The 24,188-nt window shown below is 39.6% G+C and carries 25 protein-coding genes; 9 read left to right on the top strand and 16 right to left on the bottom strand.

All coding sequences use genetic code 11. The features are described 5' to 3' along the window. Positions 1-252: 252 nt before the first annotated feature. Entirely contained in the window at positions 253-1,128 is an 876-nt protein-coding gene (locus BUW93_RS14220; protein WP_081212405.1) for a creatininase family protein, read from the top strand. A gap of 19 nt (positions 1,129-1,147) precedes the next feature. Here BUW93_RS14220 and BUW93_RS14215 read toward each other — a convergent pair whose 3' ends face one another. The 9 genes from BUW93_RS14215 to BUW93_RS14175 form a co-directional block, all read right to left on the bottom strand. Further along, entirely contained in the window at positions 1,148-1,369 is a 222-nt protein-coding gene (locus BUW93_RS14215) for a DUF6095 family protein (RefSeq protein WP_081212404.1), read from the bottom strand. Positions 1,370-1,379: 10 nt separating this feature from the next. Beyond that, the gene (locus tag BUW93_RS14210) at positions 1,380-2,189 is read right to left on the bottom strand and encodes a DUF4249 domain-containing protein (RefSeq protein ID WP_081212403.1); all 810 of its coding nucleotides are present in this window, start codon (positions 2,187-2,189) and stop codon (positions 1,380-1,382) included. 2 nt (positions 2,190-2,191) lie between these two features. Then, a complete protein-coding gene (locus tag BUW93_RS14205) occupies positions 2,192-4,564 on the bottom strand; it encodes a TonB-dependent receptor (protein ID WP_081212402.1) in 2,373 nt (790 codons plus the stop codon). Between the two features lie 143 nt (positions 4,565-4,707). After that, the gene (locus tag BUW93_RS14200) at positions 4,708-6,927 is read right to left on the bottom strand and encodes an NADP-dependent isocitrate dehydrogenase (RefSeq protein WP_081212401.1); all 2,220 of its coding nucleotides are present in this window, start codon (positions 6,925-6,927) and stop codon (positions 4,708-4,710) included. 596 nt (positions 6,928-7,523) lie between these two features. After that, positions 7,524-7,874: a 50S ribosomal protein L19 gene (gene rplS, locus BUW93_RS14195; RefSeq protein WP_081212400.1), complete on the bottom strand. Its 351-nt coding sequence runs from the start codon at positions 7,872-7,874 to the stop codon at positions 7,524-7,526. A gap of 113 nt (positions 7,875-7,987) precedes the next feature. Beyond that, positions 7,988-8,674 carry a tRNA (guanosine(37)-N1)-methyltransferase TrmD gene (gene trmD, locus BUW93_RS14190; protein ID WP_081212399.1) on the bottom strand — a complete coding sequence of 229 codons (687 nt, stop codon included), beginning with the start codon at positions 8,672-8,674 and terminating at the stop codon, positions 7,988-7,990. Positions 8,675-8,706: 32 nt separating this feature from the next. Further along, positions 8,707-9,288 carry a hypothetical protein gene (locus tag BUW93_RS14185; RefSeq protein WP_081212398.1) on the bottom strand — a complete coding sequence of 194 codons (582 nt, stop codon included), beginning with the start codon at positions 9,286-9,288 and terminating at the stop codon, positions 8,707-8,709. A 183-nt stretch (positions 9,289-9,471) separates the two neighbouring features. Then, positions 9,472-10,920, bottom strand: a complete 1,449-nt coding sequence (locus BUW93_RS14180; RefSeq protein ID WP_081212397.1) for a glyceraldehyde-3-phosphate dehydrogenase — start codon at positions 10,918-10,920, stop codon at positions 9,472-9,474. 126 nt (positions 10,921-11,046) lie between these two features. Then, on the bottom strand, positions 11,047-12,441 hold the full coding sequence (locus tag BUW93_RS14175; RefSeq protein ID WP_081212410.1) for a trypsin-like peptidase domain-containing protein: 1,395 nt from the start codon (positions 12,439-12,441) through the stop codon (positions 11,047-11,049). 135 nt (positions 12,442-12,576) lie between these two features. On the opposite strand from BUW93_RS14175, the gene dapF reads away from it, so the two are divergent. The 4 genes from dapF (at position 12,577) to BUW93_RS14155 (ending at position 15,793) form a co-directional block, all read left to right on the top strand. Further along, complete coding sequence (gene dapF, locus BUW93_RS14170) at positions 12,577-13,368, top strand: diaminopimelate epimerase (protein ID WP_081212396.1); 792 nt, start codon at positions 12,577-12,579, stop codon at positions 13,366-13,368. Next, a complete protein-coding gene (locus BUW93_RS14165) occupies positions 13,356-13,880 on the top strand; it encodes a GNAT family N-acetyltransferase (protein ID WP_081212395.1) in 525 nt (174 codons plus the stop codon). The genes dapF and BUW93_RS14165 overlap by 13 nt, the downstream gene beginning before the upstream one ends. Further along, positions 13,880-14,923, top strand: coding sequence for an endolytic transglycosylase MltG (mltG, locus tag BUW93_RS14160; RefSeq protein ID WP_081212394.1), 1,044 nt, complete (start codon positions 13,880-13,882; stop codon positions 14,921-14,923). The genes BUW93_RS14165 and mltG overlap by 1 nt, the downstream gene beginning before the upstream one ends. A 210-nt stretch (positions 14,924-15,133) precedes the next feature. Beyond that, entirely contained in the window at positions 15,134-15,793 is a 660-nt protein-coding gene (locus BUW93_RS14155) for a peptidoglycan-binding protein LysM (RefSeq protein ID WP_081212393.1), read from the top strand. On the opposite strand, the gene BUW93_RS14150 is transcribed toward BUW93_RS14155, so the two are convergent. From BUW93_RS14150 to dnaA, 3 genes are read right to left on the bottom strand one after another with little or no spacing between them, the layout of a single operon-like run. Then, positions 15,790-16,521 (bottom strand): SAM-dependent methyltransferase, encoded by a 732-nt coding sequence (locus tag BUW93_RS14150; RefSeq protein ID WP_081212392.1) that lies wholly within the window; start codon positions 16,519-16,521, stop codon positions 15,790-15,792. The two genes, BUW93_RS14155 and BUW93_RS14150, sit on opposite strands and share 4 nt — an antisense overlap. Then, a complete protein-coding gene (locus tag BUW93_RS14145; protein ID WP_081212391.1) occupies positions 16,521-16,988 on the bottom strand; it encodes a low molecular weight protein-tyrosine-phosphatase in 468 nt (155 codons plus the stop codon). Before BUW93_RS14145 ends, BUW93_RS14150 begins: the two co-directional genes overlap by 1 nt. A 12-nt stretch (positions 16,989-17,000) precedes the next feature. Then, positions 17,001-18,428 (bottom strand): chromosomal replication initiator protein DnaA, encoded by a 1,428-nt coding sequence (gene dnaA / locus BUW93_RS14140; protein WP_081212390.1) that lies wholly within the window; start codon positions 18,426-18,428, stop codon positions 17,001-17,003. A gap of 205 nt (positions 18,429-18,633) precedes the next feature. Here dnaA and BUW93_RS14135 point away from each other — a divergent pair, with 205 nt between their 5' ends. Beyond that, positions 18,634-19,032, top strand: coding sequence for an acyl-CoA thioesterase (locus BUW93_RS14135; protein WP_081212389.1), 399 nt, complete (start codon positions 18,634-18,636; stop codon positions 19,030-19,032). On the opposite strand, the gene BUW93_RS14130 is transcribed toward BUW93_RS14135, so the two are convergent. Genes BUW93_RS14130 through ribD form a run of 4 tightly spaced genes read right to left on the bottom strand, consistent with a single transcriptional unit; the run spans position 19,029 to position 22,154 of the window. After that, a complete protein-coding gene (locus tag BUW93_RS14130) occupies positions 19,029-19,637 on the bottom strand; it encodes an IMPACT family protein (RefSeq protein ID WP_081212388.1) in 609 nt (202 codons plus the stop codon). The two genes, BUW93_RS14135 and BUW93_RS14130, sit on opposite strands and share 4 nt — an antisense overlap. Next, positions 19,638-20,510 (bottom strand): EamA family transporter, encoded by an 873-nt coding sequence (locus tag BUW93_RS14125; protein WP_081212387.1) that lies wholly within the window; start codon positions 20,508-20,510, stop codon positions 19,638-19,640. It abuts the gene before it with no gap. Continuing rightward, entirely contained in the window at positions 20,507-21,115 is a 609-nt protein-coding gene (locus tag BUW93_RS14120; protein WP_081212386.1) for an HAD family hydrolase, read from the bottom strand. Before BUW93_RS14120 ends, BUW93_RS14125 begins: the two co-directional genes overlap by 4 nt. Next, entirely contained in the window at positions 21,108-22,154 is a 1,047-nt protein-coding gene (ribD, locus tag BUW93_RS14115) for a bifunctional diaminohydroxyphosphoribosylaminopyrimidine deaminase/5-amino-6-(5-phosphoribosylamino)uracil reductase RibD (protein WP_081212385.1), read from the bottom strand. Before ribD ends, BUW93_RS14120 begins: the two co-directional genes overlap by 8 nt. Positions 22,155-22,181: 27 nt before the next feature. Between ribD and BUW93_RS14110 the strand changes: the two genes are divergently transcribed. Genes BUW93_RS14110 through BUW93_RS14100 form a run of 3 tightly spaced genes read left to right on the top strand, consistent with a single transcriptional unit; the run spans position 22,182 to position 24,183 of the window. Then, positions 22,182-22,667 carry a GNAT family N-acetyltransferase gene (locus tag BUW93_RS14110; RefSeq protein ID WP_081212384.1) on the top strand — a complete coding sequence of 162 codons (486 nt, stop codon included), beginning with the start codon at positions 22,182-22,184 and terminating at the stop codon, positions 22,665-22,667. Positions 22,668-22,709: 42 nt separating this feature from the next. Then, complete coding sequence (prmC, locus tag BUW93_RS14105; RefSeq protein ID WP_081212383.1) at positions 22,710-23,555, top strand: peptide chain release factor N(5)-glutamine methyltransferase; 846 nt, start codon at positions 22,710-22,712, stop codon at positions 23,553-23,555. Between the two features lie 19 nt (positions 23,556-23,574). Further along, positions 23,575-24,183, top strand: a complete 609-nt coding sequence (locus tag BUW93_RS14100; RefSeq protein ID WP_081212382.1) for an LOG family protein — start codon at positions 23,575-23,577, stop codon at positions 24,181-24,183. Positions 24,184-24,188: the final 5 nt, after the last annotated feature.

Here is a 24,188-nt window from a genome sequence, read left to right as displayed (position 1 = left end):
GACCCTTCATCATTTATTTGGTGAAGGGTTTTTTTATGGGATAAAGTGAAATAATTTCAGGAAACCTTACTCTTAACTTTTTTTGGGAAGCAAACCTATCTCAAGATTCTTTTGTTATCCCCAAATGGATAAATCTCCAAGGATATTTATCTTTATTAAAAAATTAAGTAAAGAAGTGATAGATTAAATGTTTTTTACTTAAATTTCATCTTTAAATTTATTTTTTGAAATAATCCATAAAGTATTTCATCCATGAGAACCTGTATCTTTTTACTTTTTATCTTTACCTCTTTTAATTCATATGCTCAGGATATCCCGGCACGCTGGGATGAATTAACCGCCAGCGATTGGCCTCTAGCTATGGAGAAATCTAATAAAACTATTATTCTCCCTATTGGTGTTCTGGAAAAACATGGCCCGCATGCACCTATGGGATCCGATCTTATCCGTGCCAGGGAATGGGCAGCCCGTGTGACTCAGGAAGAATATGCAGTGGTTTTCCCTGATTACTTTTATGGACAGTTGAACGAAGCTAAACACCTGCCTGGCACCTTTTCTTTACCTCCAGGATTAACCATGGAACTACTGGAGGCCACTTGTGAGGAGTTAGGGAGAAATGGTTTCGAAAGAATTATGATTATTAATGGCCACGGAGGAAACCCTTCAATGCTTAGATATTTTGTACAAAACCAGATGGCAAGTCAAAGAGACTATGCAGTTTATTTTTACGATCCCTCTACTGATCCTGATTTTCAGGAAAAATTAAATACACTGAGGAAAACAGATCCGGCTGGTGATATGCATGCTGGGGAGTTAGAAACCTCTTCTTTATTATATTTGCGTCCTGAACTTGTGCAATTGGACAGGGCTACCAATGAATCTGGTGCCGACCAAAAAAGACTACCGGAAATTCCGAACGTATATACCGGTATTTGGTGGTATGCCTCCTTTCCTTTACATTATGCTGGAGAAGCAGAAAAAGCATCTGCAGAACTCGGCGAATTAGTTATCGAACAAAAAGTTGCATCTATGGTAGAAGCACTTCGGGCTATTAAGGCTGATGATAAAACTCTCGAACTTCAGCAAGAGTTTTACGAGAAGGTTCATCAGCTTTCTGAAGAGAAATAATACGCAGCAGGTTGTTGCTTTAATCAAAAACTGCCTTAACTACAGTAAGAATTCCTTTAAACATGAGAATCATTGCGGCAATAAGAGCAATGAAACCTATGGCCAGTACTGGAATAAACCAGGGATGTTCCTGATTGTTAAATGCCGTAAATAAAACACTCGGCCCAATTAAAGATAAAGGCAGCGCGATACCCAGGTATTTTAAACCTTTACCCATTACCTTTTTGTTTGTGTGTTTCATTTTTCTATAATTATTTTACAATATAAGAGCTTGTATCCACTTCTGAAAGGTGAAAGTAACCAAAAGGATAATTTTCTTTGTTGCTTCGGTTTATCACATTTCCCTTTACCGTTGCTGGCTGGGTTTCAAAAGGCCCTCCACTGTTTTCTCCAATTTGTGCTCTTAAAATAAAGAGATATTCATAATAAGATTTTGAAATTCCGTACATCTCGATATCGATTTCATCTCCAGGTTGTATGTCTTCATTGGAATAATAACCAAAAATTTGATTGCCATCCGTGAATTTGTCCTCATAGATCTCCAGACTTATTTTATCATTTCTGAAGATAAAAAGGTAGAAATTAGGTTCATTAGCAGGATCGGTATAAAAAACTTTCACCTCAATCTCATCACCTCCAAAACCTCCGGTGGCCGTTTGTTCGATAAAATCAATGTCTGTTACCCCCATCATCGTTCCAGTAGCTGTATACAGCTCATCATTATAAATAATTTCCAATTCATAGGTTGCGCCTATTTCAGGCTTAAGATTCTCATTGATGTAATAGCCCTCTGTAGTATGTATGAAGTCATATTGAAGACCTTCTTCTGAAATTATCCTTACTGAAGCATTTTCAACCGGGGGGGTCTCCTCATCATAAAACGGAGCTGTTTGCGATAACCGAATTTGCTGAATATTACTTTCAGAATCTTTAAAAGATAGAATTGAAGCTTCAACAACTAACCTTGGTTCAGTCTCCTCTAAGGAAATATCTACAACGTCTTCACACGAGGTAGCCGGAAAAATAAGGAGTAAGCCGAATATTTTTAAAAGCGTTTTCATTTTTAAAAGCTAAAATTATAAGTTACAGAGGGGATAATTCCGAATAAACTTAACCTAACGGCTTCGTTGACTCCTGTATCGCTATTTTCTCTGAAAGTAAGGGAATAGGCATTTTTTCGATTGTAAACATTGTAAATTCCAAAACTCCAGGATGACTTAAAATCCTTTTCCGAAGAAATTTTTGGATTATAATTAGCGGAAAGATCCAGCCTGTGGTAGGCCGGAAGCCTGTTGCTATTCCTTGGAGAATAAACGGGCACCGTTATGTTCTCATAACTGTATTGCGCGGTGGGAAATGTGGAAGGTAAACCCGTTTGAAAGCTGAAGTTCGCATTGAATTCCCATTTCTTATTTGCCTCATAACTGGCAGTAAAACTTACATCATGCGTTTTATTGTAATTGGAATTATACCAGTCACCGCCATTAATACCTGTTTCTACCGGCGTCCTGCCCGGTGTTTTTTGTTCTGCTTTGGACAAGGTGTAGGCCAGCCATCCAGTGAACCTTCCTTCATTTTTTCTGAAAAGTATTTCCAATCCGTACGCCCTGGATTTTCCGTTTAGAATTACTCTCTCAATATTATTATTAGCTATAAGATTAGCACCATTTACATAATCAATGCGGTTCTTTACTTTTTTATAAAAAGTTTCGGCCTCCAGAGAATAGGCCCCGTCCTTAAAATTTCTAAAATAACCCAAAGCATATTGATCCAGGATTTGAGGTTCAATAAACGGGCCGCTGGGCGTCCAAACGTCTAAGGGGGTAGGGGAGCTGGTATTGGAAATTAGATGAAGATATTGGGTCATCCTGTTATAACTCGCTTTAACCGACTGATTAAGATCAAAGCTATAGGCGATTGAAAGCCGTGGTTCAAAATTCCCAAAAGAACTTATTATTTTGGCCCTTTCGTAAGATTGCGAGCCTATTGGTTCAGCTTCTTCATAAATATCGCGATCTTTATTATAGATAACCGGAGAATCATCTTCATAGGTGCTGAGTTCATCCGGGCCTAACCGAAAAAAACCGCTATACCTTAATCCATATTCGGCTGAAAACTTTTCAGAGATATTGTGTTCTGCTGAAAAATAGACAGCACTTTCGAAAGCATGCTTATTATTAAGTTTAAAATAATTTATTCCGGAAGACTCGTCAATAGGTTCGATCTCCCCCGGATTAAAATCGTAATATGTATTCTGAAAGCCATATTTTAACTGAAAAGTATCATTTAAGTAATGGTCAAAATCGTATTTGAGGTTGAGATTCTTTATTCCGCTATCCCAATTAAATCCTACAAATCCCAGGGTTAATCCATAATAATAATCACTGTAAATCACCGAAAGGTTGGAAAATATATTATCGCTGAAAATATGATTCCATCTAAGGTTTAAAACGGCATTCCCATAAGTGTTTTTGAAATTTCGGCTTAAGGAAAAAACATCCCTGCCAAAATATCCTGAAAAATAGATTTTATTTTTATCATCCAACCTATAACTTAACTTGGTGTTAAGGTCATAGAAATAAGCAGAATTTTCGTTATCGGTAAATTTTAGAAAGAGATGCGCATAAGAACTGCGACCTCCAATAAGAAAAGAACCTTTGTCCTTAACTATAGGACCTTCGGCCAGGAGCCTGCTTGAAATTGCACCAATCCCCCCTTGCATTTTCAATTCTCTACTGTTGCCATCACGTTGATAAATATCCAGAACCGATGAAACCCTGCCGCCGTATTTAGCCGGGATTCCTCCTTTATAAAGTTTGAGATCCTTTATAGCATCAGGATTGAAAACTGAGAAAAAGCCGAATAAATGCGATGAATTATAGATCGTAGCTTCATCCAACAAAATCAGGTTTTGGTCTACGGCACCCCCCCGAACATTAAATCCTGAAGAGCCTTCGCCGGCATTCGAAACACCCGGCAGAAGTAATAAAGATTTGATCACATCTACTTCTCCAAAAATAACCGGCATTTTCTGAATGGTATTTATCGAAAGCCTGTTAAGGCTCATTTCCGGTTTTTTGATGTTGAGACCTTCAGATCTTTGGCTTATGACTATTTCATCGAGAATTTCTGAACTTTCTTTTAATTTAAAATTCCGACTTGTCTGGCCAGAAACAGTAATTTCTTCTGAAATAGTTTGAAAACCAAGATATGATATCACCATTTCAAAAGTGCCTTCCGGTATTTTCAATGAGTAAAAACCATATTCATTGGTCACCACCCCTGTGTTTAGGGACGGAATAAGCACATTAACTCCAATTAAAGTCTCATTGCTGGCTGCATCGGTGATAGTTCCGCTTAGGGTATAGCTTTCCTGGGCAAAGCTTGTGAAGGCAAAGCAACAGGCTAAAATAAAAAGGTAAAAATTTTGTTTCAATTTTTGATGTAAAGATAGAACAGGTTAATTCAAAATAAAAATGCTAAACATTAATTTGGGTATTGTTTAATGATAGAATGTTCAGTAATAAAAATAAAAAAAGCCGGAGATAATCCGGCTTTTATTCAATTACTCTGGGTTCACTATGCAATTATATTATTCAGGGTTTTGCTAGGTCTCATGGCGTTGGAGGTGAGTTTCTCCTCTGGTTTATAATAACCACCAATATCGACAGGAGATCCCTGCGCGGCAATCAATTCTTCATTGATCTTGTCTTCGTTCTCTTCAAGTGATTTTGCAAGTTTACTAAAGTGAGCTTTTAAATCGGAATCCTTCTCCTGTGATGCAAGAGCCTGAGCCCAATATAAGGCGAGATAAAAATGACTCCCCCGGTTATCGAGTTCATTGACTTTTCTTGATGGGGATTTGCTGTTTTCAAGAAATTTATCGGTCGCATCATCAAGAGTTTCAGATAAAATAAGAGCTTTTTTATTATCGTATTTATCTCCCAGGTGCTCCAGGGAAGCGGCCAAAGCTAAGAATTCTCCTAAGGAATCCCAGCGCAAATGCCCTTCTTTAAGGAACTGCTGCACGTGCTTTGGGGCAGATCCTCCAGCTCCGGTTTCGAATAAACCACCCCCGTTCATTAAAGGAACGATGGAAAGCATCTTGGCACTGGTGCCTACCTCAAGAATAGGAAATAAGTCGGTTAAATAATCCCGAAGCACATTTCCGGTAACTGAGATCGTGTCTTTTCCTGCTTTTACTCTCTCCAAAGTATAACGGGTTGCTTCGGCAACAGACATTATTTCGATATCGATACCAGAAGTATCGTGATTAGGAAGGTATTTATTTACCTTTTTGATTAATTCGGCATCGTGGGCCCGGTTTTTATCAAGCCAAAATACAGCCGGCATTCCGGTGGCCTTTGCACGATTAACGGCCAGTTTTATCCAGTCCTGAACCGGAGCATCTTTTACCTGGCACATTCTCCAGATATCTCCAGCTTCTACTTCGTGCTGGATGAGGATCTTCCCGTTACTATCAATTACTTTCACTGTTCCATCAGCAGGTAGTTCGAAGGTTTTATCGTGAGAACCATATTCTTCGGCTTTTTGAGCCATCAATCCAACATTAGGAACAGTCCCCATAGTGGTTGGATCAAAGGCCCCGTGTTTTTTACAGAATTGAATAGTTTCTTCATAAAGTGGTGCATAACTACTATCGGGAATTACTGCTTTTGCATCCTGAGTTTCATCATTCTTATTCCACATTTGCCCTGAAGTTCTTATCATTGCCGGCATAGAGGCGTCAATAATAACATCACTTGGCACGTGCAGGTTCGTTATTCCTTTGTCTGAATTCACCATCGCAACATCGGGACCATTCTCGAGGTCATTTTTGATCGCGGCTTCAATTTCGTTCCTTTTATCTGAAGGGAGGTTGTTAAGGGCGTTTATAACGTCTCCGAGACCGCTATTTGGATCTCCTCCTGCTTTTTTAATATCTTCTGCATATTTCTGAAAAACATCTTCGAAGAAAACTTTTACCGCATGGCCAAAAATAATGGGGTCTGAAACCTTCATCATAGTAGCTTTCATATGCAAAGAAAACAAAACCCCTTTTTCTTCAGCATCTTTTACCTGTTCCTTTAAGAAAGCAACAAGCTTTTTCTTGCTCATAAAGGTTCCATCTATAATTTCTCCTTCCAGCAGGGCCAGGTTCTCTTTAAGAACTTTCTTTTCCCCATCTTTTGAAGTGAATTCAATATTTACTTTAGTAGCATCAGAAAGCGTGACTGACTTCTCGTTGGCTTTAAAATCGCCTGTTTCCATGGTCGCTACATGGGATTTAGAATCTGAACTCCATTCGCCCATTTTGTGAGGATGTTTTCTGGCGAAATTTTTCACGGCTTTGGGGGCTCTCCTGTCAGAGTTTCCTTCTCTTAAGACGGGGTTTACAGCGCTTCCTTTTACCTTGTCGTAGTTGGCTTTCACCTTCTTTTCCTCCTCAGTTTTTGGTTCATCAGGATAATTGGGAAGGGCATAGCCCTTTTCCTGTAATTCCTTGATTGCTGCTTTAAGCTGTGGGATAGAAGCACTAATATTAGGAAGCTTTATGATGTTTGCTTCAGGCTTTTTAGCTAGTTCTCCCAATTCGGCAAGAGCGTCGCTGACTTTCTGATCGGCTTTAAGTTTTTCGGGAAACTGTGCGAGAATACGTCCGGCAAGGGATATATCTTTTGTCTCAAGACTAACTCCCGCTGCTTTGGTGTAGGCTTGAACTATAGGAAGAAAAGAGTAAGTTGCCAGAGCAGGTGCTTCATCTGTTTTGGTATAAATTATTTTAGCGTCTTGTGTCATCATTTAATTTTTATCGGTATAATTTACTAATGCTTAAACTCCAGAAACGCCCGCAGAAATCCCGGGCGTTAATCATCTGTGCAATATAAGATTTTTCAGGCTTTTATCATAGCTCAGACTTTTTAATAAGAGGTTAACCGGGTTGAAACAAGACATAAAAAAAAGCCATTTCATCTTAATTGCTAAAATGAAATGGCTTCACTGAAGTATCATACTATCACCGAATGTTTTAAAATTCTTTATAGGACAAAAGCCCTGGTGTGCATGAACTTCAGTTGAAAGTTTTTATTCGTATAAACGAAAAAAACTTTCAAAAAACGATTTTTATCTTTCAAACTATTTTTGACATTGCAAAAAATGAGCGTTATATAGAAGATAAAAATCCAATGTAAAGAATACTTCTTTACATAAAGGTTTAAAGCTTAAAATCCTGGTGTCATTATCAGCTTTAATATGAATTCCTGATATTAAATATACAAAGAAAAAAGTCATTTTTCTCTAATGATTTTGTTAAATATTAACCGAAAGAGGACTTAGTTAGGGTATAAAAAAAGCCCCGATTTTCGGGGCTTTTGGATATATTGAAGAAAAATGAATTATCTTTTTGCTTCTTTAATACGGGCTTTTTTACCGGTAAGGCCTCTAAAGTAATAGATACGTGCTCTTCTTACTTTACCTCGTTTATTAACCTCAATTTTTTGAATTGCAGGTAGGTTAACCGGGAAAATACGTTCTACTCCAACAGTACCACTCATTTTTCTAATGGTGAAAGTTTGAGAAGATCCCGATCCTCTTTTTTGGATTACTACCCCTCTAAAAAACTGGGTACGGGTTTTTTGTCCCTCTTTAATTTCGTAATACACGGTGATTGTGTCACCAGCAGAAAATTCAGGAAAATCTTTGGTAGCTACGAATTCGTCCTGTACAAATTTAATTAACGATTCCATCGATATATTTTTAAGGTAAAATCCAAAACAACATTTACGGTTTTCGCCAGAGGTTATTTTAGAATGAGTGCAAAATTACAAATATAAATTTTAAAAACAAGTAGGTAAAGAAGTTATTTTTCTGATTCATCCAGGAGATCCGGTCGGAGCTTTTTGGTTCGCTCCCAGGCCTGTTCTTCCCGCCATTGCTCAATTTTTGGAAAGTTGCCAGAGGTTAATATCTCCGGAACTTTCCAGCCCTTGTAGGAAGCTGGGCGGGTGTAAACCGGCGGTGCCAGTAAATCATCCTGAAAGGAATCGGTTAAGGCTGAAGTCTCATTGCCCAATACTCCAGGAATTAGCCTTATTACAGCATCACAAAGAACTGCGGCTCCTAGTTCTCCTCCCGAGAGCACGTAGTCTCCAATAGAAATTTCCCTGGTAATAAAATGATCTCGCACCCGTTGGTCCACTCCTTTATAATGACCGCAAAGGATAATAAGATTTTGATGGAGGGAAAGCTGATTCGCAGTTTTTTGCTCAAAACGTTCCCCGTCTGGAGTCATGTATATCACCTCGTCGTAATCTCTTTCGCTCTTAAGTTGGGTTATGCATTTATCAATTGGCTCTACCATCATCACCATTCCTGCACCGCCTCCAAATTGATAATCATCAATTTGCTTATAATTATCGCTTACATAATCCCTGAGGTTATGGAGATGAATCTCAACCAAGCCCTTTTCTATAGCCCTTTTCAGGATAGAAGCCTCAAAAGGACTTTTTAGTAGATCGGGAACTACCGTAATTATATCGATACGCATATAGTATTTTTTAGAGATTAACGCAGAATATTTTAACCGTTAGAGGTTTTGTTGCGCTCGTCCTGAAGCATCCTGCCTAGACGCTGTTCCTTTTCCAGGGCTTTGGTGCGGTAAAGATCAAATTCTTTCTCTGTTTCAGCTAAACGCTTACGAGCCTCACGGGTAGTAGCGTGAGAATTTTTATAGCGGTAAATGAAGAATAACAAAGCAATTAGTAAAATGCCCACTATCCCCCACATCATTCCCATGTAACTACCTTTACTCATGGGCATTCCCAGGAATTTGATAGCATCTTTTTCAGCATTTACCTTTTCCAGGTCTTGCTGAGTTGCCTGCAGTTTTTCTTTAAGCGTTTCGATTTCGGCAACTTGCTCCTTCGCAGTGTTTTTCTGGGTTTCAATCTCAGCTCTTAATTCATCAAAATGGCGGTTGGTGTTGTTCTTTAATCTGATAAGGGCATCATAATCAACAACCTTGTAGCCCTGGTAATTATTTGAGCTCTCAATAAGTTCATTGAATTCATCCTGAACGGGATTTGTGCTTAGACTGTCCTGGGCATAAGATTGAAGACTCAGCAGACTTAAACTTAAGATTCCGAAAATAGTTTTGTTCATTACTTTGGGGTTAATGCATTAATTAATATGGACACAACGCCGGGTAGGATAACTTATTGTAACAATTTAAATCTTAATTCTAAATCGTTTATTTTTAAATTTTTGGGGCTGCAAAGTTAAGGATAAAAAGAAAAAACCCACCAATAAAAGGTGGGTTAAGATGTAATAAAATTTGAGTTTATTCTAATAGTAGGTATATCTTCTTACTTTAGCGACATATTTGGCCAGTCTAACCACCTGATGACTGTACCCATATTCATTGTCATACCAGATATAAAGCACAAGGCTCTTCCCATCTTTTGAAACTATGGTCGCCTTGCTATCATAAATTGCAGGGGCATTGGAACCTACAATATCCGAAGATACCAGTTCATTGTCTACGGCATATTTTATTTGTTCAACAAGTTCACCTTCTAAGGCATATTTTTTTAAAATAGTATTTACCTTGTCAACACTCGTTTTCTTTTGGATCTCAAGGTTAAGAATTGCCAGAGATCCATTAGGAACCGGAACCCGTATAGCATTTGAGGTAAGTTTGCCTTCAAAAACAGGTAATGCTTTAGCTACAGCACGCCCGGCGCCAGTTTCGGTAATTACCATGTTTAGGGCCGCAGCTCTTCCTCTGCGGTATTTACTGTGCATATTATCTACCAGGTTCTGGTCGTTGGTGTAGGCGTGAATGGTTTCCAGGTGTCCTTTTTCAACTCCTAAAGAATCCTGAATTGCCTTTAAAACAGGGGTTATGGCATTGGTGGTACAGGAAGCTGCAGAAAATATCTCGATCTCATCAGGGTTGTACTCCTTGTGGTTAACCCCATGAACTATGTTCGGCACTCCTTTTCCCGGGGCAGTTAAAAGCACCCTCGAAGCTCCTTTGGCTTTTAAGTGCCTGCTTAGTGCTTCTTTGTCCCGGAAGGCTCCCGTATTATCAATTATCAAGGCATCCTCTATTCCGTATTTTGAATAATCTATGTCTTCTGGCTGATTGGCCGAAATGATGCGTACGGTAGTACCATTTATTATTAATGCCGAATTTTTCTCATCCACTGCCACCGTTCCTGAGAAGTCGCCGTGAACTGAATCGTTTTTAAGCAAAGAAGCCCTCTTTTCCAGGATTGTTTTATCTACTTTTCCCCTTGTAACTATGGCTCTTAACCTTAATTGGTTTCCTTTTCCGGTTCGGTTCATAAGTTCCCGGGCAACAAGCCGTCCAATTCTTCCAAACCCATATAACACCACGTCTTTGGGGATTAATTTGGTGTAGTCTTTGGCATCTTTTAATTTATGAGAAACAAATGCCATGGCATTGCTGTGTTTCTGATCTTCCAGATGGAATTCATAAGTGAGTTTACCAATATCCAGTTTTGCTGGAGGTAATTTTAGATCCTGAATGGCCTTTGCAATCTCTACCGAATCAAATATGGAGATGGGTTTTTGAACAACTTCCCCGGCATATTCGTGTAAATTAAGAATGTCACTCACATTCCGGTTTAAAAGCTGATTCCTGAAAAGTACAAGTTCAATAGACTTGTCATACCATAAGTCGCTAACGATGTTGATAAATTCTACCGTGGCTCGGCGCCTGTTAGTCTGAAATGCCAGTTCTCTTTCGTAACCTTGATTAAAGCTCATTATTTTGTTGTGTGTTTTGTTTAAACTTGCGCAAAAGTATATATTTCAAACGTTTTCGTAAAGAATTTTTGAAATAAAAAAGCTCCCCATATGGAGAGCTTAAATCTTTGAGGAATCATTAATTTTTTAGCGCCATACTACCCGTTGCTTTTCCCCATTCCTATCAATAAAACTAACAACGATAGATTCGGAAGCTTTTCTGTTGTTCATGATTCTTTCCACATCTCCAATATTATTGACTTTTTGGTTGTTTATGGCGGTTATGATTGTCCCTACCAGTTCTTCTGAAGGTAAATTACTCATTAAAGTTCGGGAAATCTTAACTCCGTTTGAGGTGTTATAGGCGTCCAGCTCTTCCTGGGTAGCATTGGTAACTTCCAGCCCGATACTATTGATCCTGTAAATCTCGTTTTTAGTCAATCTTACATTCAATTCTCTTTTTTTACCTTTTCTTAATACGGTCACCTTTACCTCGTCATTGGGGCGTTTGGAATTGATATAACCCGTAAGATCTGAAAATTTGTCAATAGTAATATTGTCTATCTTTCTTATGACATCTCCTTTTTTTATTCCAGCTTTTTCAGCACCACTTCCGGATGTCACTTCGGCAACATAGACTCCCTGAGTTGAATTAATTTGAAATTCTTCAACTGCTTCCGGAGTAATACTTAATCCTCTAATGCCCAAAATTCCTCTTTGAACATCGCCGTATTCAAGAATGTCTTCTACGATTTTTCTTGTAATATTGGAGGGCACTGCAAACGCATAACCAATATAACTGCCGGTTTGAGAGGTTATAGCGGTATTTATTCCTACAAGCTCTCCATTGATATTTACCAAAGCGCCACCACTGTTTCCGGGGTTAATGGCCGCATCGGTTTGAATAAATGATTGAGGGGTAGCATCATAAGTATTGAGGTCTCGTGCCGTAGCACTTATAATTCCTGCGGTAACTGTAGATTTTAGATTAAAAGGATTTCCAACGGCTAATACCCACTCCCCAAGCCTAACGGTATTGGAATCTCCAAAGGGAATATAATCCAGGTCCTCTGCATCGATCTTCAGCAAGGCAATATCAGCAGATTCTGCAACACCTATGATCTCAGCGGTGTAGGTTTGGTTATTGTTTAAGGTAACCTCAACTTCGCTGGCTCCCTTGATCACGTGGTTATTGGTTACGATATATCCATCTGGAGAAATAATTACTCCAGAGCCTGCCCCCTGTAAGGCACGGCCGCCCTGATTTCCGCGATAAAGATCCCAGATATTTCGGGGACCCTGGTAAACCGCAACATTTTTAACGTGAACTACCCCGTTAACCGTATTTTCAGCGGCTTCCGTGAAATCGGCATTAGTGCCGTAGATTCTGTTGCTGTAATTCGCCGGTATAAAATCTTGTGCAGGGCTTTGTTCTTGAATAAGTTGAGACTGGGATTCGGGCTCTATAAATAATTTATAGCTACCAAGAGTGAGTACACCTCCCAAAATAGAAACGATAAGTAAACTTGTGAATTTTTTCATTTTTCCAAACTGCATTTAAATGAAATAAACATTAAATTAATTATTTTAGTTTTGAATCAATGGCTTTTAACGGCCATTTAACAAGGAGTAAATCCGCTGTTTTATTGTATATTTGCATCCTTTTAGTTGCTACAAATGACACTTAATTTCTTTAAATATCAAGGTACCGGTAATGATTTTGTCATTATCGATAACCGTACCCAAATTTTCCCCAAAAACAATACCAAATTGGTAAATTTCTTATGTGACCGCAAATTTGGGATTGGTGCAGACGGTTTGATGTTACTCGAAAACCCGGAAAAGGAAAATGATGATTTTAAAATGGTTTATTACAACGCCGACGGCAACCAAAGTAGTATGTGCGGTAATGGAGGGCGTTGTCTTGTAGCATTTGCCAATTACCTTGGAATTATTAAAGATGAAGCAAGATTTACTGCTATTGATGGACCACATAAAGCCAGCCTTAGCAACGGGCTGGTGAGTTTGCAAATGCAGGATGTAAAAGCAATACAGCAGGAAGGTGATGCCTTGTTCCTGGATACCGGATCTCCCCATTACATTCAATTTACCGGGGCAATAGATTCCTTGGATGTTAAAACACAGGGTGCGGCCATACGTTACAACCAAAAGTACAGGGAGAAAGGAACAAATGTAAATTTTGTGGAGCAGCTTGGCCCCAACGCATTTAAGGTTCGTACCTACGAGCGCGGGGTGGAAGATGAAACCCTATCCTGCGGGACCGGGGTTACAGCGGTAGCTATTGCTGCGAATGCTTCTAAGCGGACTTTGGGAAAAGATGTTACGCTCCATACTCGGGGAGGAGACCTGAGCGTGAGCTTTAAAAAGGATGGAGAGGCTTATAGTGAAGTATGGTTAACAGGGCCGGCTACTCAGGTTTTTAAAGGAGAAATAGTATGCAAACTCTAAAAGGAAAGAAAATATATCTTCGCGCTCTGGAGCCGGAAGATCTTGATTTTGTTCACGAAGTCGAAAATAACGAAGATTTCTGGGAGGTAAGCGCCACACAGTCTCCGTATTCAAAGTATATGATAAAAAAATACCTGGAGAATGCCCATCGCGATATCTATGAAGTGAAACAACTTAGGCTCGTTATTTGTAACTATAGTCATAAAGCGGTAGGTCTAATTGATCTTTTTGATCTGGATCCTAAGAACAAAAGGGCTGCCATAGGGATTCTTATTGCAGATCCTGCAGATCGCAAGAAAGGCTATGGAGCCGAAAGTATTTCCCTTATCTGTGATTATAGTTTCAAACACCTCGCGTTACATCAGGTATATGCCAGCGTAACTACCGGAAATGAAGCCAGTGTAAAATTATTCGAAAGTCTCGGGTTTACCTGTGTTGGTGTTAAAAAAGACTGGATTTTAGTTGAAAACCAATACAAAGATGAAGCTCTTTATCAACTCATAAATAAATAATGTACATTAAAAAAATACTCGTTGCTATAGCTATACTTGGAGTTATAGCTTTGGCCGGATTTAGCTATTATATCTATACCAGCATTTTCTCTTCTAATACCGATTTTTCTGATAAACAGGCGGTAGTTTATATTCCAACCGGTGCCAGTTATCAAACTGTAATAGATAGTGTGAAACCATTGATCAAAAATATGCAGTCTTTTGATGCCGTGGCCAGGAAAAAGGACTATCCTAACAATATCAGGGCCGGACGCTATGTGCTGGATAAAAACATGAATAATAACGAGCTGGTTAATACCCTGCGCTCCCGCAATACTCCAATAAACGTAAGCTTTAATAATCAGGAGCGTTTAGAAAACCTGGCTGGAAGAATTTCTACCCAGCTCGAGGCAGATTCGGCCAGTTTGGTTGCGGCCTTTAAGGAGGAAGCTTTTCTAAAAGAAAATAATTTCACCGAAGCCCAGGCATTGGCGATGTATATTCCCAATAAGTATGAATTTTTCTGGAATACTTCTGCTGAAGAATTCCGGAGTCGCATGAAGCGTGAATACGATAGATTCTGGACTTTGGAACGAAAAGAAAAAGCTGAAGCCATAGGACTTTCCCCTAATGAGGTGACTGTAATCGCGTCAATTGTTCAGAAGGAAACAGCTAAAGTAGATGAACGTCCCAAAGTTGCCGGAGTTTATATGAACCGATACAAAAATGGCTGGAAATTGGATGCCGATCCCACAGTGATCTATGCCATTAAACATGAAAATCAAAATTTCGATACTATTATAAAACGGGTTTTATATAAAGACCTTACTTTGGATTCCCCTTATAACACCTATTTATATAAAGAATTACCTCCCGGCCCAATAGCTATGCCTGATATTTCCTCTATCGACGCGGTGTTGAATTATGAGGACCATGATTACTTCTTTTTCGTAGCCGATGTTCAGAATATGGGCTATCATAAATTTGCGAAAACTCTCGCCCAACATAACCGAAATAAGCAGGAATATGTGCGCTGGATAAATAAACAGGGCATTAAGCGTTAAAGATCTCCAAATTTAATTCTTATTAAGGTTTTAATAACTTCCTGGTAGCAAGGTTCTTATAGTCTTGTTAACCAATGACAATCTTTTGTGAATTGATTAACAGGCTGTGTATCAAATTATTAAAAATTGTTGTACATTTGCCCGGCGAATTTGAAGGGGGTTTATGTCTTAAAATAAGCATAACCCACATCCCTTCAGAAACCAAATGTAATGAGAAGGAAAATTGCAAAATTTTCAATCTTGCCTGTTTTAGCAGGCAGTATGTTTTTTAGCTTTTCAACAAAAAAAGCTGCAAACCTGGAGATGTTCTCCACCTCAGATCTGGATCTGGATTATACTGTGTCATTTGAGGAACCCGAAACCAAAATCCCTGAAGTACATACAAAACTGCCTATACTTGGCAAATCTTACCTTGGATTTAAAGAAGCGGTAGGCTTCAAAGAGTCCGGTGGTAGATACGGTGTGGTGAATGAATACGGGTATATGGGGAAATATCAATTTGGCAAAGGAACCCTGGAACTCATAGGGATCTATAATCCAACCGAATTTATTGAGTCTCCCGAGTTGCAGGAAGCTGCTTTTTACGCAAATGCTTCCCGTAATAAATGGATACTAATTAGAGATATAGCCCGTTTCGAAGGTAAAGTGATTAATGGAGTGAAAGTGACAGAGTCCGGGATATTGGCCGCGGCTCACCTTGCAGGCCCGGGTAGTGTTAAAAAATATCTTAGAAGCTGGGGAGCGCATGCTTTTAGTGATGCCTTTGGAACGAGTATAAGGAATTATATGAAACGTTTTGGGGGATATGATACTTCTTTCGTTCGGCCGGAACGCAGGGCTAAAGCCGTAATTCAACCTACGCGGACTTAAAATTCTTTCTGAATAATAAAAATAGCAGGCCTTTTATGAAGGTCTGTTTTTGTTTTCTTCCAGTCCGAAGCAGATTTGGTTATCACAAATTCTGAAGCTAAGGTAAGATCACAGGCCACACAAATTCTGGTAGCCGGATGCAGGTTTTGAACCAGGTCTTCCAGCATTTTGTTGTTGCGGTAAGGGGTTTCAATAAAAATTTGCGCCTGATCTTTTTCTGCCGAAAGCCGTTCCAGAAATTTAATCTCCTGTTTACGTTCCTTTTTATCTATTGGGAGGTAGCCGTGAAAACTGAAACTTTGCCCATTCATGCCACTGGCCATCATCGCCAGGAGAATTGAGGAAGGACCCACAAGCGGTATAACCTGAATTCCTTCGCGATGAGCTATTTTTACTATTTCTGCGCCGGGGTCTGCAACTCCCGGACATCCGGCCTCACTCATCAGGCCCATATCCCGGCCTTCTTTACAGGCATCGAGGAATGTTGGTATTTCAGTTGCTTCTGTGAATTTATTAAGGCTGTGTAGATGTAAGGCCTGTTGGCTTTTCTGCGGCAGCAGTTGCTTGATATGTCTTCTGGCTGTCTTTTCGTTTTCAACGATGAGGTCATTTAAACCTTCTAAAACATTCTTTACTTTTTCTGGAAGTACATCCAGTGGGTTTTCGTTTCCCAGGGTAGTTGGAATTAAAAATAGCCGGCCAGAATATTTAAATAAATTTTCAGCCATTAAATTTTTTCCTCGTGAAGTTTGCGCGATATATTCTCACAGGCTTCCTCGAGCATCTGGTAAACATTCTCAAATCCATGATCACCACCGAAATATGGATCGGGTACATCTACATTTTCTCCAGGGAAAATCTCGTTCAAAATGAGTTTTACCTTTTGTTTGTCCTCTTCATGACGGGCCAGAGAGATCACATTTTCATAATTAGAATTGTCCATCACATAAATATGATCGAAATTGTCAAAATCAGAAACACTAAATTGTCTCCCGCGCTGGTCGGTGATGTCAAGATCGTATTTTCTGGCTACAGAAATCGATCTTTTATCGGGCATTTCATCGATATGATAATCGCCGGTGCCGGCAGAATCCACATGAACTTTATCCCGGTCAACTTTAGATTTCAGAATACCTTCGGCAAGGGGTGATCTGCAGATATTGCCGAGGCACACCATTAATACCCTGGTTTTCATAAGAAGAGTTTTTTATACTGTAAGCTTTTTGCTGAGGTCTTCAACAAATTTTTTAAATTGTTTGTCGGTCGTAGCCAGATTATCTACAGTCTTACAGGCGTGCAAAACCGTGGCATGGTCACGTTTTCCTATTTGAGAACCTATACTCGCCAACGAAGCTTTGGTGTATTTCTTGGCAAAGAACATTGCGAGTTGTCTCGCCTGGACTATATGGCGTTTCCTTGTTTTAGACTGAAGGGTTTGTACATCCATCTGGAAATAATCGCTCACCACTTTCTGGATATAATCTATAGAAACTTCGCGTTTGGTGTTTTTAACGTAATTGTCTACAATCTTTTTGGCGAGCTCCAGTGTGATATCTTTTTTATTGAAAGAGGAGTGGGCGATAAGCGAAATTATAGCTCCTTCCAGTTCCCTGATGTTTGTCTTAATATTATTAGCCAGAAACTCCACGATATCTTCGGGCATTTCTACCCCGTCGCGATAGAGCTTGTTTTTTATTATAGAAACGCGGGTTTCAAAATCTGGATGCTGTAATTCTGCTGAAAGCCCCCATTTGAACCTTGAAAGTAATCTTTGTTCAATATCCTGCATATCTACAGGAGCTTTATCGCTAGTTAGAATTACCTGTTTTCCATTTTGGTGCAGGTGATTGAAAATATGGAAGAAAACATCCTGGGTCCCCGCCTTTCCGGAAAGCAGTTGAATGTCATCTACAATTAAAACATCAATTATTTGATAAAAATGGATAAAATCGTTTCTGTTATTCTTTTTAACCGATTCGATATACTGCTGAGTGAATTTTTCCGCAGAAATATAAAGGACGGTTTTTTCAGGATATTTATCTTTTATCTGAACTCCTATCGCATGCCCCAAATGGGTTTTTCCCAGGCCAACCCCGCCAAAAACAAGCAATGGATTAAAGGATGTTCCTCCTGGTTTATTGGCTACGGCCATCCCGGCAGATCTTGCCAACCTGTTGGAATCACCTTCCAGAAAATTCTCGAAATTATAGCTCGGGTTTAACTGAGATTCGATCTTTACATTTCTTATTCCAGGAATAACAAATGGGTTCTTTAATTCGGGATTTTTATTCTTAATGGGAACATCTACTTCCTGAGATGCCATATTAGATCTTTGCGTGCTTGGAATTTTCTCTGTAAAAGGGAGCTTATTACCATAGGTATTCTCCATCTTAATTACATATACCAGTTTTGCTTTTTCTCCTAATTCCCGGGTAAGCGATACTTTAAGAAGCTTTACATAGTGCTCTTCAAGCCACTCATAAAAAAATTTGGAAGGCACCTGTATGCTCAACGCACAATCGGTAAGTTTTACGGCTTGTATAGGCTCAAACCATGTCTTATAGGCCTGAGGTGTGATGTTATCTTGTATAAAAGCCAGACAGCTATTCCAAACTGATTGCGCAGTTTTCGACATGCTTTGTTGTACGTTATTTATGGGTTAGTAGATAGTTACAATGGCGATCAAAAGTGTTAAAGCTTCCGATCTTGGTGGAACAAATATGTGAACAAAAAATGTAAAAAAAAAACCATTTAGGGGTTGAATTTTAAGAAAATTTTATGCATACTTAAATCCGCTTATGAAAGTACAAAACCTCACCCGATTAACCTATTAAATCTTTATGAAAAGCCATACAAATTTTGTTAAAGTAAGATATGCCGAGACCGATCAGATGGGAGTGGTGCATCACGGGAATTACCCGCAATACCTTGAGATTGCTCGCATCGAGTGGTTGGAGCAACTCGGGATTTCTTACAAAACTATGGAAGAAAATGGGATGATGTTGCCGGTCTACGAGATGCATTTCAGGTTTATTAAACCTGCCTTTTTTGGGGACGAGCTAAGAATTACCACCCGCCTGAAAAGTCAACCAAATGTTAAAATTGAGTTTGAGTATGAAGTGCACAATGAAGCGGGCGATTTACTTACTCAGGCTTCAACAGTGTTGGTATTTATGGATTCAAAATCCAGGCGGCCTGTTAGGTGTCCAGAATATATACTTGACAAATTAAAGAATTAATTCTCCAGCTTTTTTATTGCAACTTTATAGGTGGTGTCGAATTTCTGAAAAATACTTTCTGCCTCCTTTTTTCTTACAGAAATCCTAATCTTACAATCCAATTCCAATTTCTGTTCGATCACGTTCAGGTCATTTTCCTTGATGATGCGCATCACGGTATTCATTTCGGGATAATCAAATTTTATTTCAAACACCTCGTCTATTGTTCTCGTTACAATCTTCGATTCTTCTAAAGCCATTTGAGCCGAAGTTTTGTAGGCGTTTATCAAACCACCAACCCCAAGTTTTACTCCGCCAAAATAACGCACCACTACAATTAGAATATTGGTGACCTCAAAAGACTGGATCTGCCCGTAGATAGGCATTCCTGCCGAGTTTGAAGGCTCCCCGTCATCATTGGCCCGGTACTGAATTTCCTCTTTTCCTAGCTGCCAGGCATAACACCAGTGTCGCGCTTTATGGTGCTTGTTTTTTAATTCTTCCAGGTGAAAGTTGATTTCCTCTTCGGTTTTAACCGGGAAAGCATAGCCAAAAAACTTAGAATTCCTGTCCTTAAAAAGAACTTGTGGGGAGGCCTTGGTTATGGTTTTGTAGGTATCCTTCATTTATTGGGAGTTTGCCACTAATAAAATACTAATTATCGCTAAAACAAGCCCGATCCAGTTTTTTCTTAAAAGTACTTCCTTGAAGAAGATGATTCCAATTAAAGTAGAAGCCAGGACAATGCCAACGTGATTCATGGTGAAAAGCACCGAATTTTCAAATTGTGGGCTCCGAAGCGCCATCACAAGAAAATAGATCGAAAAATAATTAGGGATTCCTAAAGCGATTCCGCCCGCCAGGCTTTTCCAGCTGAGCTTTAATTTTCCTGAAATTCCCTGTATAATAATGATAAGGGTTCCAATAAGCCCGGCTACGGCAAATATACTGGTAGAAAACAATCCTACATCTGTTTCAGAAACATAGAAATTTTCCAGGAAATTAAGGCTGGTATCAATAATCCCGCTCCCCAAAAATACCAGGAAGGGAAAAATCAGATTTTTTTTCTTGATCTTCAAGCCCTCTTTTTTCTTTATCGAACTTAGATAAACTGCGGCCAGGGTAAGCACAATTCCTAAAAGTTTCAGGAAACCGGTGGTTTCATTGTAAATAAAAATTCCGAAGAAAACAGGAAGCGCTACCGACATTTTTGAAGCGATCGATACTACCGCCATTCCACTGCGTTGGGTGGTAATGGCTGCAAGATAAAATACACCTATGAACAGGCCACCAAGAAAAAGGGACCCCGGGAACCAGGTTTCCGAAGGAATTCTTATCAGGTCTTGAGTGCTTTCAATATAGCCGACAAAACCTACCGTACAGGCGATAAAATAATTTACAATTATGGCCTGCAGGGTGTTTACCTCATATTTTTGATAAAGTTTAAAGACCACAAAAATTATGGTGGAAGAGAGAATGCTTAGCAGCAGGTAGATCAAAACAGTTCCTTTTTAGCGGTGAAAAGGTCTATAACATCTTCCCGGGTAGGTTCGATATTCCAGGTATGAATGCCAAGTGCAGCAGCAGCCTCGGTATTTTCGGTGGTGTCGTCTATAAAAAGACATTCCTCCGGTCGAAGTTCGTGTTTATTCAAGACGAACTCGTAAATCTCGGCATCAGGTTTTCTATAGTTGATCTCGTGAGAAAGATAAAACGCATCGAAACAGGCCTTGAAATCTTCATAGAAAGGCACATTTTTCTTCACCCATTCTATGTGGAGCTCGTTGGTATTGCTTAATAGAATGAGCTCAAAATCCCTTTCTTCTGAAAGTTTTTTCAGGAACTGGTAGCGGTATTCTGGAAAATCTATCAAAATTGCATTCCAGGAATTCACGAAGATTTCCCTTTCCAGCTGCTCGAATTCAACCTGATAGGAATTTATTAATTTTTCTGAGCTTATTAAACCCTTTTCATATTCCCTGTTGAGTTTCAGGATCTCCTTAGTAAGATCCTCAATGCGGTGTTTTCGCATCTCCCGAAGCGTTGCCGGTTTATCGAGGTTGATGAAGACATCTCCAAAATCGAAGATTATAGCTTTAATCATTGATATATACTTTCAGGTTGTCGTCTTTAATATTTTTTTCTGAAATAATCTTTCCTGAAAAAACAGGAGCTTTTACGCCATTTCTCAGTTGAACTTTTCCGGTGAATATCCTCGCTTCATCCCAAAGATCGTCATCTATAAAAGTCTGAAGCGTTTTGGCTCCTCCCTCAATGATCACCGATTGCAGTTCGTGCCGGTATAAAACCTCGCAGATCTGCTGCGGAAGTTTGCTTTTAAAATCTATTTTCTCAAAAATTAAATTTTTTCCCGTGACAACTACTTCTTTAGGTTTTTCGGTAAAGACAAGTGTTTTTACACTGCCATCGAACAAGGCAGAATCCTTTGGGATCCTATGGTTTCGATCCAACACGACCCTAACGGGATCAGGGCCGTCCCAGAGTCGGGTGCTTAGTTTTGGATTGTCAGCCACCGCGGTTTGAGTCCCTACCATAATACCTTGTTCTTCACTTCGCCACTTATGCACAAGTTGATTGGAATGTTGATTGGTGATCCAAACCGGTTCGCGTTTCTCTTGTTTTTCAGGAGCGATAAAGGCATCCTGACTTTGTGCCCATTTTAAAATTATATAAGGTCGTTTTTTTTGATGAAATGTGAAAAAACGCCGGTTAAGCCATTGACACTCTTTTTCTAAAATTCCCACCTGTACTTCGCAGCCGGCATCTAGCAATTTCTTAATTCCTCTGCCTGCAACTTCTGCGAAGGGATCAACACTGCCTATCACTACTTTTTTTATGCCTTTGGCTATGATAAGATCGCTGCAGGGAGGGGTTTTTCCATAATGACTGCAAGGCTCAAGACTAACATAAATCGTGGAATTCTTTAATGCCGACTGGTCTTCAACCGAATTAATGGCGTTAACTTCGGCGTGGGGTTCTCCTGCAATACGATGCCAGCCCTCACCAATAATCTTATTTTTGTATACAATTACACTTCCTACCATGGGATTGGGGTAGGTAGTTCCCAGCCCGTTTTGGGCCAGTTGAATGCATCTTTTTATGTATTTTTCGTGTATATTCACCCCACAAAAATAGGATTTATAACAAGAATGAGTAGTTTTAAAATAAGGGAAATTAAACCCGAAGATAATGAGCAGGTTGCCGGAGTGATTCGCAGCGTCCTGGTGGAAATGGGTGTGCCAAAAGTTGGTACTGCATACGAAGACAAAGCCCTTGATGATATGTATGGTACTTTTCAGCACCCGCGAATGAATTATTTTGTTCTCGAAAGTGAAGGAAAAGTCATAGGAGGTGCAGGAATTGCTCCATTAGCGGGATTGGAGGAGAAAGTTTGTGAACTGCAGAAGATGTATTTTTTGCCCGCGGCGAGGGGTAAAGGCCTGGGCGTACAAATGATGGATACCTGCCTTAAATATGCCGGTTCCCAGGCCTTTGAAAAGTGCTATATTGAAACCCTTCCGTATATGGAAAACGCGCGGAAACTCTACGGGAAAAGTGGATTCAAATCTCTGGAAGCCCCTATGGGAAACACCGGCCATTATAATTGTACGATGTGGATGATAAGAGACGTGTAATGGTGTTTAGTAAATATATCCTTAAGAACAAAAATCAGAAATTTGACCATATCTGAATTAAAAAGATCGTTTCTCGCTGAGCTGACCAAAGAATATCCTTGTGAGGAGGCAAATTCATTTTTTGGCTTGCTAACTGAAGCTTACCTTAAAATGAGTAGATTACAGGTAGCTCTGCTACGGGATAAGGAAGTAAGCGACTCAGATATTGCTAAATTTAACAGTGCCAGGGAACGACTTTTAAAACACGAACCTATTCAACATATCATTGGTGAAACCGAATTTTTTGATTTGATATTTCAGGTGAGTAAGGATGTGTTGGTGCCACGTCCCGAAACCGAAGAATTGGTACAATGGATACTGGATGATCTCCAGGCAGAACCCAAACAAATAAAAATATTGGATATAGGCACCGGAAGTGGCTGTATCGCGATTAGCCTGGCAAAAAACCTTCCTGATGCAGAAATTTCGGCGATAGATATTTCAGCAAAGGCTCTGGAAACCGCTAAGTTGAATGCCATTAATAATAAAGTGGTTATTAATTTTGCCGAAAGCAATGTGCTGGAGTTGGAAAAACTAGAGCAGGATTTTAACCTTATCGTCTCTAATCCACCCTATGTTCGGGAATTAGAAAAGGCTCAAATGCATCCAAATGTACTGGAATATGAGCCTGAGACTGCTTTATATGTAAAAGATGATGATCCTCTTGTTTTTTACCGAAAAATTGCCGGGCTGGCCCAAAAAGCCCTGAAGCCTGGTGGTAAACTTTATTTCGAAATTAACCAGTACCTGGGGCTGGAAACGGAAAAATTATTACAGGATTATGGCTTTAAAACCGAACTCCGGAAGGATATTTACGGAAATTTCAGAATGTTGAAAGGGGTAAAATAAACCTAAAAAAAATGTTGATTTGGAACAAACACAGAAAGAAAATACCCTTAAAAGTATTGCCGTGTTTTGCGCTAGCAGTGAGGGTAATGATACTCTAATTTCAGAGGAGTCTTATCGCTTAGGTAAAATTCTCGCCCAGAGAAATATAAACCTGATTTTTGGGGGGAGTAAGCTTGGCCTTATGGGAAGGCTGGCCGCCGGAAGCCTTGATAATGGGGGGGAAGTAATAGGGGTAATTCCCAATTTTCTCAAAACAAAAGAGGTGGTGCATCCCGGTCTAAGTGAACTTATTACCACCCGCGATATGCACGAACGCAAACTTAAAATGCACGAGCTTAGTGATGGTTTTATAGCTTTGCCCGGTGGCTTCGGAACTTTTGAAGAATTATTCGAGATCATAACCTGGGGACAACTCGGGCTACATGCCAACCCGATAGGCTTGCTGAATATCAATGGTTTTTATGACGAATTAATAGCGATGTTAAAAACTATGGTTCGCAAGGAATTGCTTAAGAAAGAGAACTTCGATATGTTACTCATCGCTGAGGATATCGAAGAACTTTTGGAGAAAATGTATAATTTTAAGCCGCTGCCCGTTCCTAAATGGATGAATAAGGAGCAGACCTGATTAAC

Source organism: Salegentibacter sediminis (genome assembly GCF_002078605.1).
Lineage (GTDB): Bacteria > Bacteroidota > Bacteroidia > Flavobacteriales > Flavobacteriaceae > Salegentibacter > Salegentibacter sediminis.
This window is presented reverse-complemented; position numbering and strand designations above follow the sequence as displayed.

Excerpts from the sequence above, each read along its gene's own strand:
- trmD (WP_081212399.1), bottom strand. The coding sequence starts at position 8,674 with ATGCGTATCGATATAATTACGGTAGTTCCCGATCTACTAAAAAGTCCT.
- BUW93_RS14155 (WP_081212393.1), top strand. The coding sequence starts at position 15,134 with ATGAGAAGGAAAATTGCAAAATTTTCAATCTTGCCTGTTTTAGCAGGC.
- BUW93_RS14180 (WP_081212397.1), bottom strand. The coding sequence starts at position 10,920 with ATGAGCTTTAATCAAGGTTACGAAAGAGAACTGGCATTTCAGACTAAC.
- dapF (WP_081212396.1), top strand. The coding sequence starts at position 12,577 with ATGACACTTAATTTCTTTAAATATCAAGGTACCGGTAATGATTTTGTC.
- BUW93_RS14120 (WP_081212386.1), bottom strand. The coding sequence starts at position 21,115 with ATGATTAAAGCTATAATCTTCGATTTTGGAGATGTCTTCATCAACCTC.
- BUW93_RS14200 (WP_081212401.1), bottom strand. The coding sequence starts at position 6,927 with ATGACACAAGACGCTAAAATAATTTATACCAAAACAGATGAAGCACCT.
- BUW93_RS14135 (WP_081212389.1), top strand. The coding sequence starts at position 18,634 with ATGAAAAGCCATACAAATTTTGTTAAAGTAAGATATGCCGAGACCGAT.
- BUW93_RS14145 (WP_081212391.1), bottom strand. The coding sequence starts at position 16,988 with ATGAAAACCAGGGTATTAATGGTGTGCCTCGGCAATATCTGCAGATCA.
- BUW93_RS14210 (WP_081212403.1), bottom strand. The coding sequence starts at position 2,189 with ATGAAAACGCTTTTAAAAATATTCGGCTTACTCCTTATTTTTCCGGCT.
- BUW93_RS14175 (WP_081212410.1), bottom strand. The coding sequence starts at position 12,441 with ATGAAAAAATTCACAAGTTTACTTATCGTTTCTATTTTGGGAGGTGTA.
- BUW93_RS14165 (WP_081212395.1), top strand. The coding sequence starts at position 13,356 with ATGCAAACTCTAAAAGGAAAGAAAATATATCTTCGCGCTCTGGAGCCG.
- BUW93_RS14110 (WP_081212384.1), top strand. The coding sequence starts at position 22,182 with ATGAGTAGTTTTAAAATAAGGGAAATTAAACCCGAAGATAATGAGCAG.
- mltG (WP_081212394.1), top strand. The coding sequence starts at position 13,880 with ATGTACATTAAAAAAATACTCGTTGCTATAGCTATACTTGGAGTTATA.
- BUW93_RS14130 (WP_081212388.1), bottom strand. The coding sequence starts at position 19,637 with ATGAAGGATACCTACAAAACCATAACCAAGGCCTCCCCACAAGTTCTT.
- dnaA (WP_081212390.1), bottom strand. The coding sequence starts at position 18,428 with ATGTCGAAAACTGCGCAATCAGTTTGGAATAGCTGTCTGGCTTTTATA.
- BUW93_RS14220 (WP_081212405.1), top strand. The coding sequence starts at position 253 with ATGAGAACCTGTATCTTTTTACTTTTTATCTTTACCTCTTTTAATTCA.
- BUW93_RS14185 (WP_081212398.1), bottom strand. The coding sequence starts at position 9,288 with ATGAACAAAACTATTTTCGGAATCTTAAGTTTAAGTCTGCTGAGTCTT.
- BUW93_RS14215 (WP_081212404.1), bottom strand. The coding sequence starts at position 1,369 with ATGAAACACACAAACAAAAAGGTAATGGGTAAAGGTTTAAAATACCTG.
- rplS (WP_081212400.1), bottom strand. The coding sequence starts at position 7,874 with ATGGAATCGTTAATTAAATTTGTACAGGACGAATTCGTAGCTACCAAA.
- BUW93_RS14150 (WP_081212392.1), bottom strand. The coding sequence starts at position 16,521 with ATGGCTGAAAATTTATTTAAATATTCTGGCCGGCTATTTTTAATTCCA.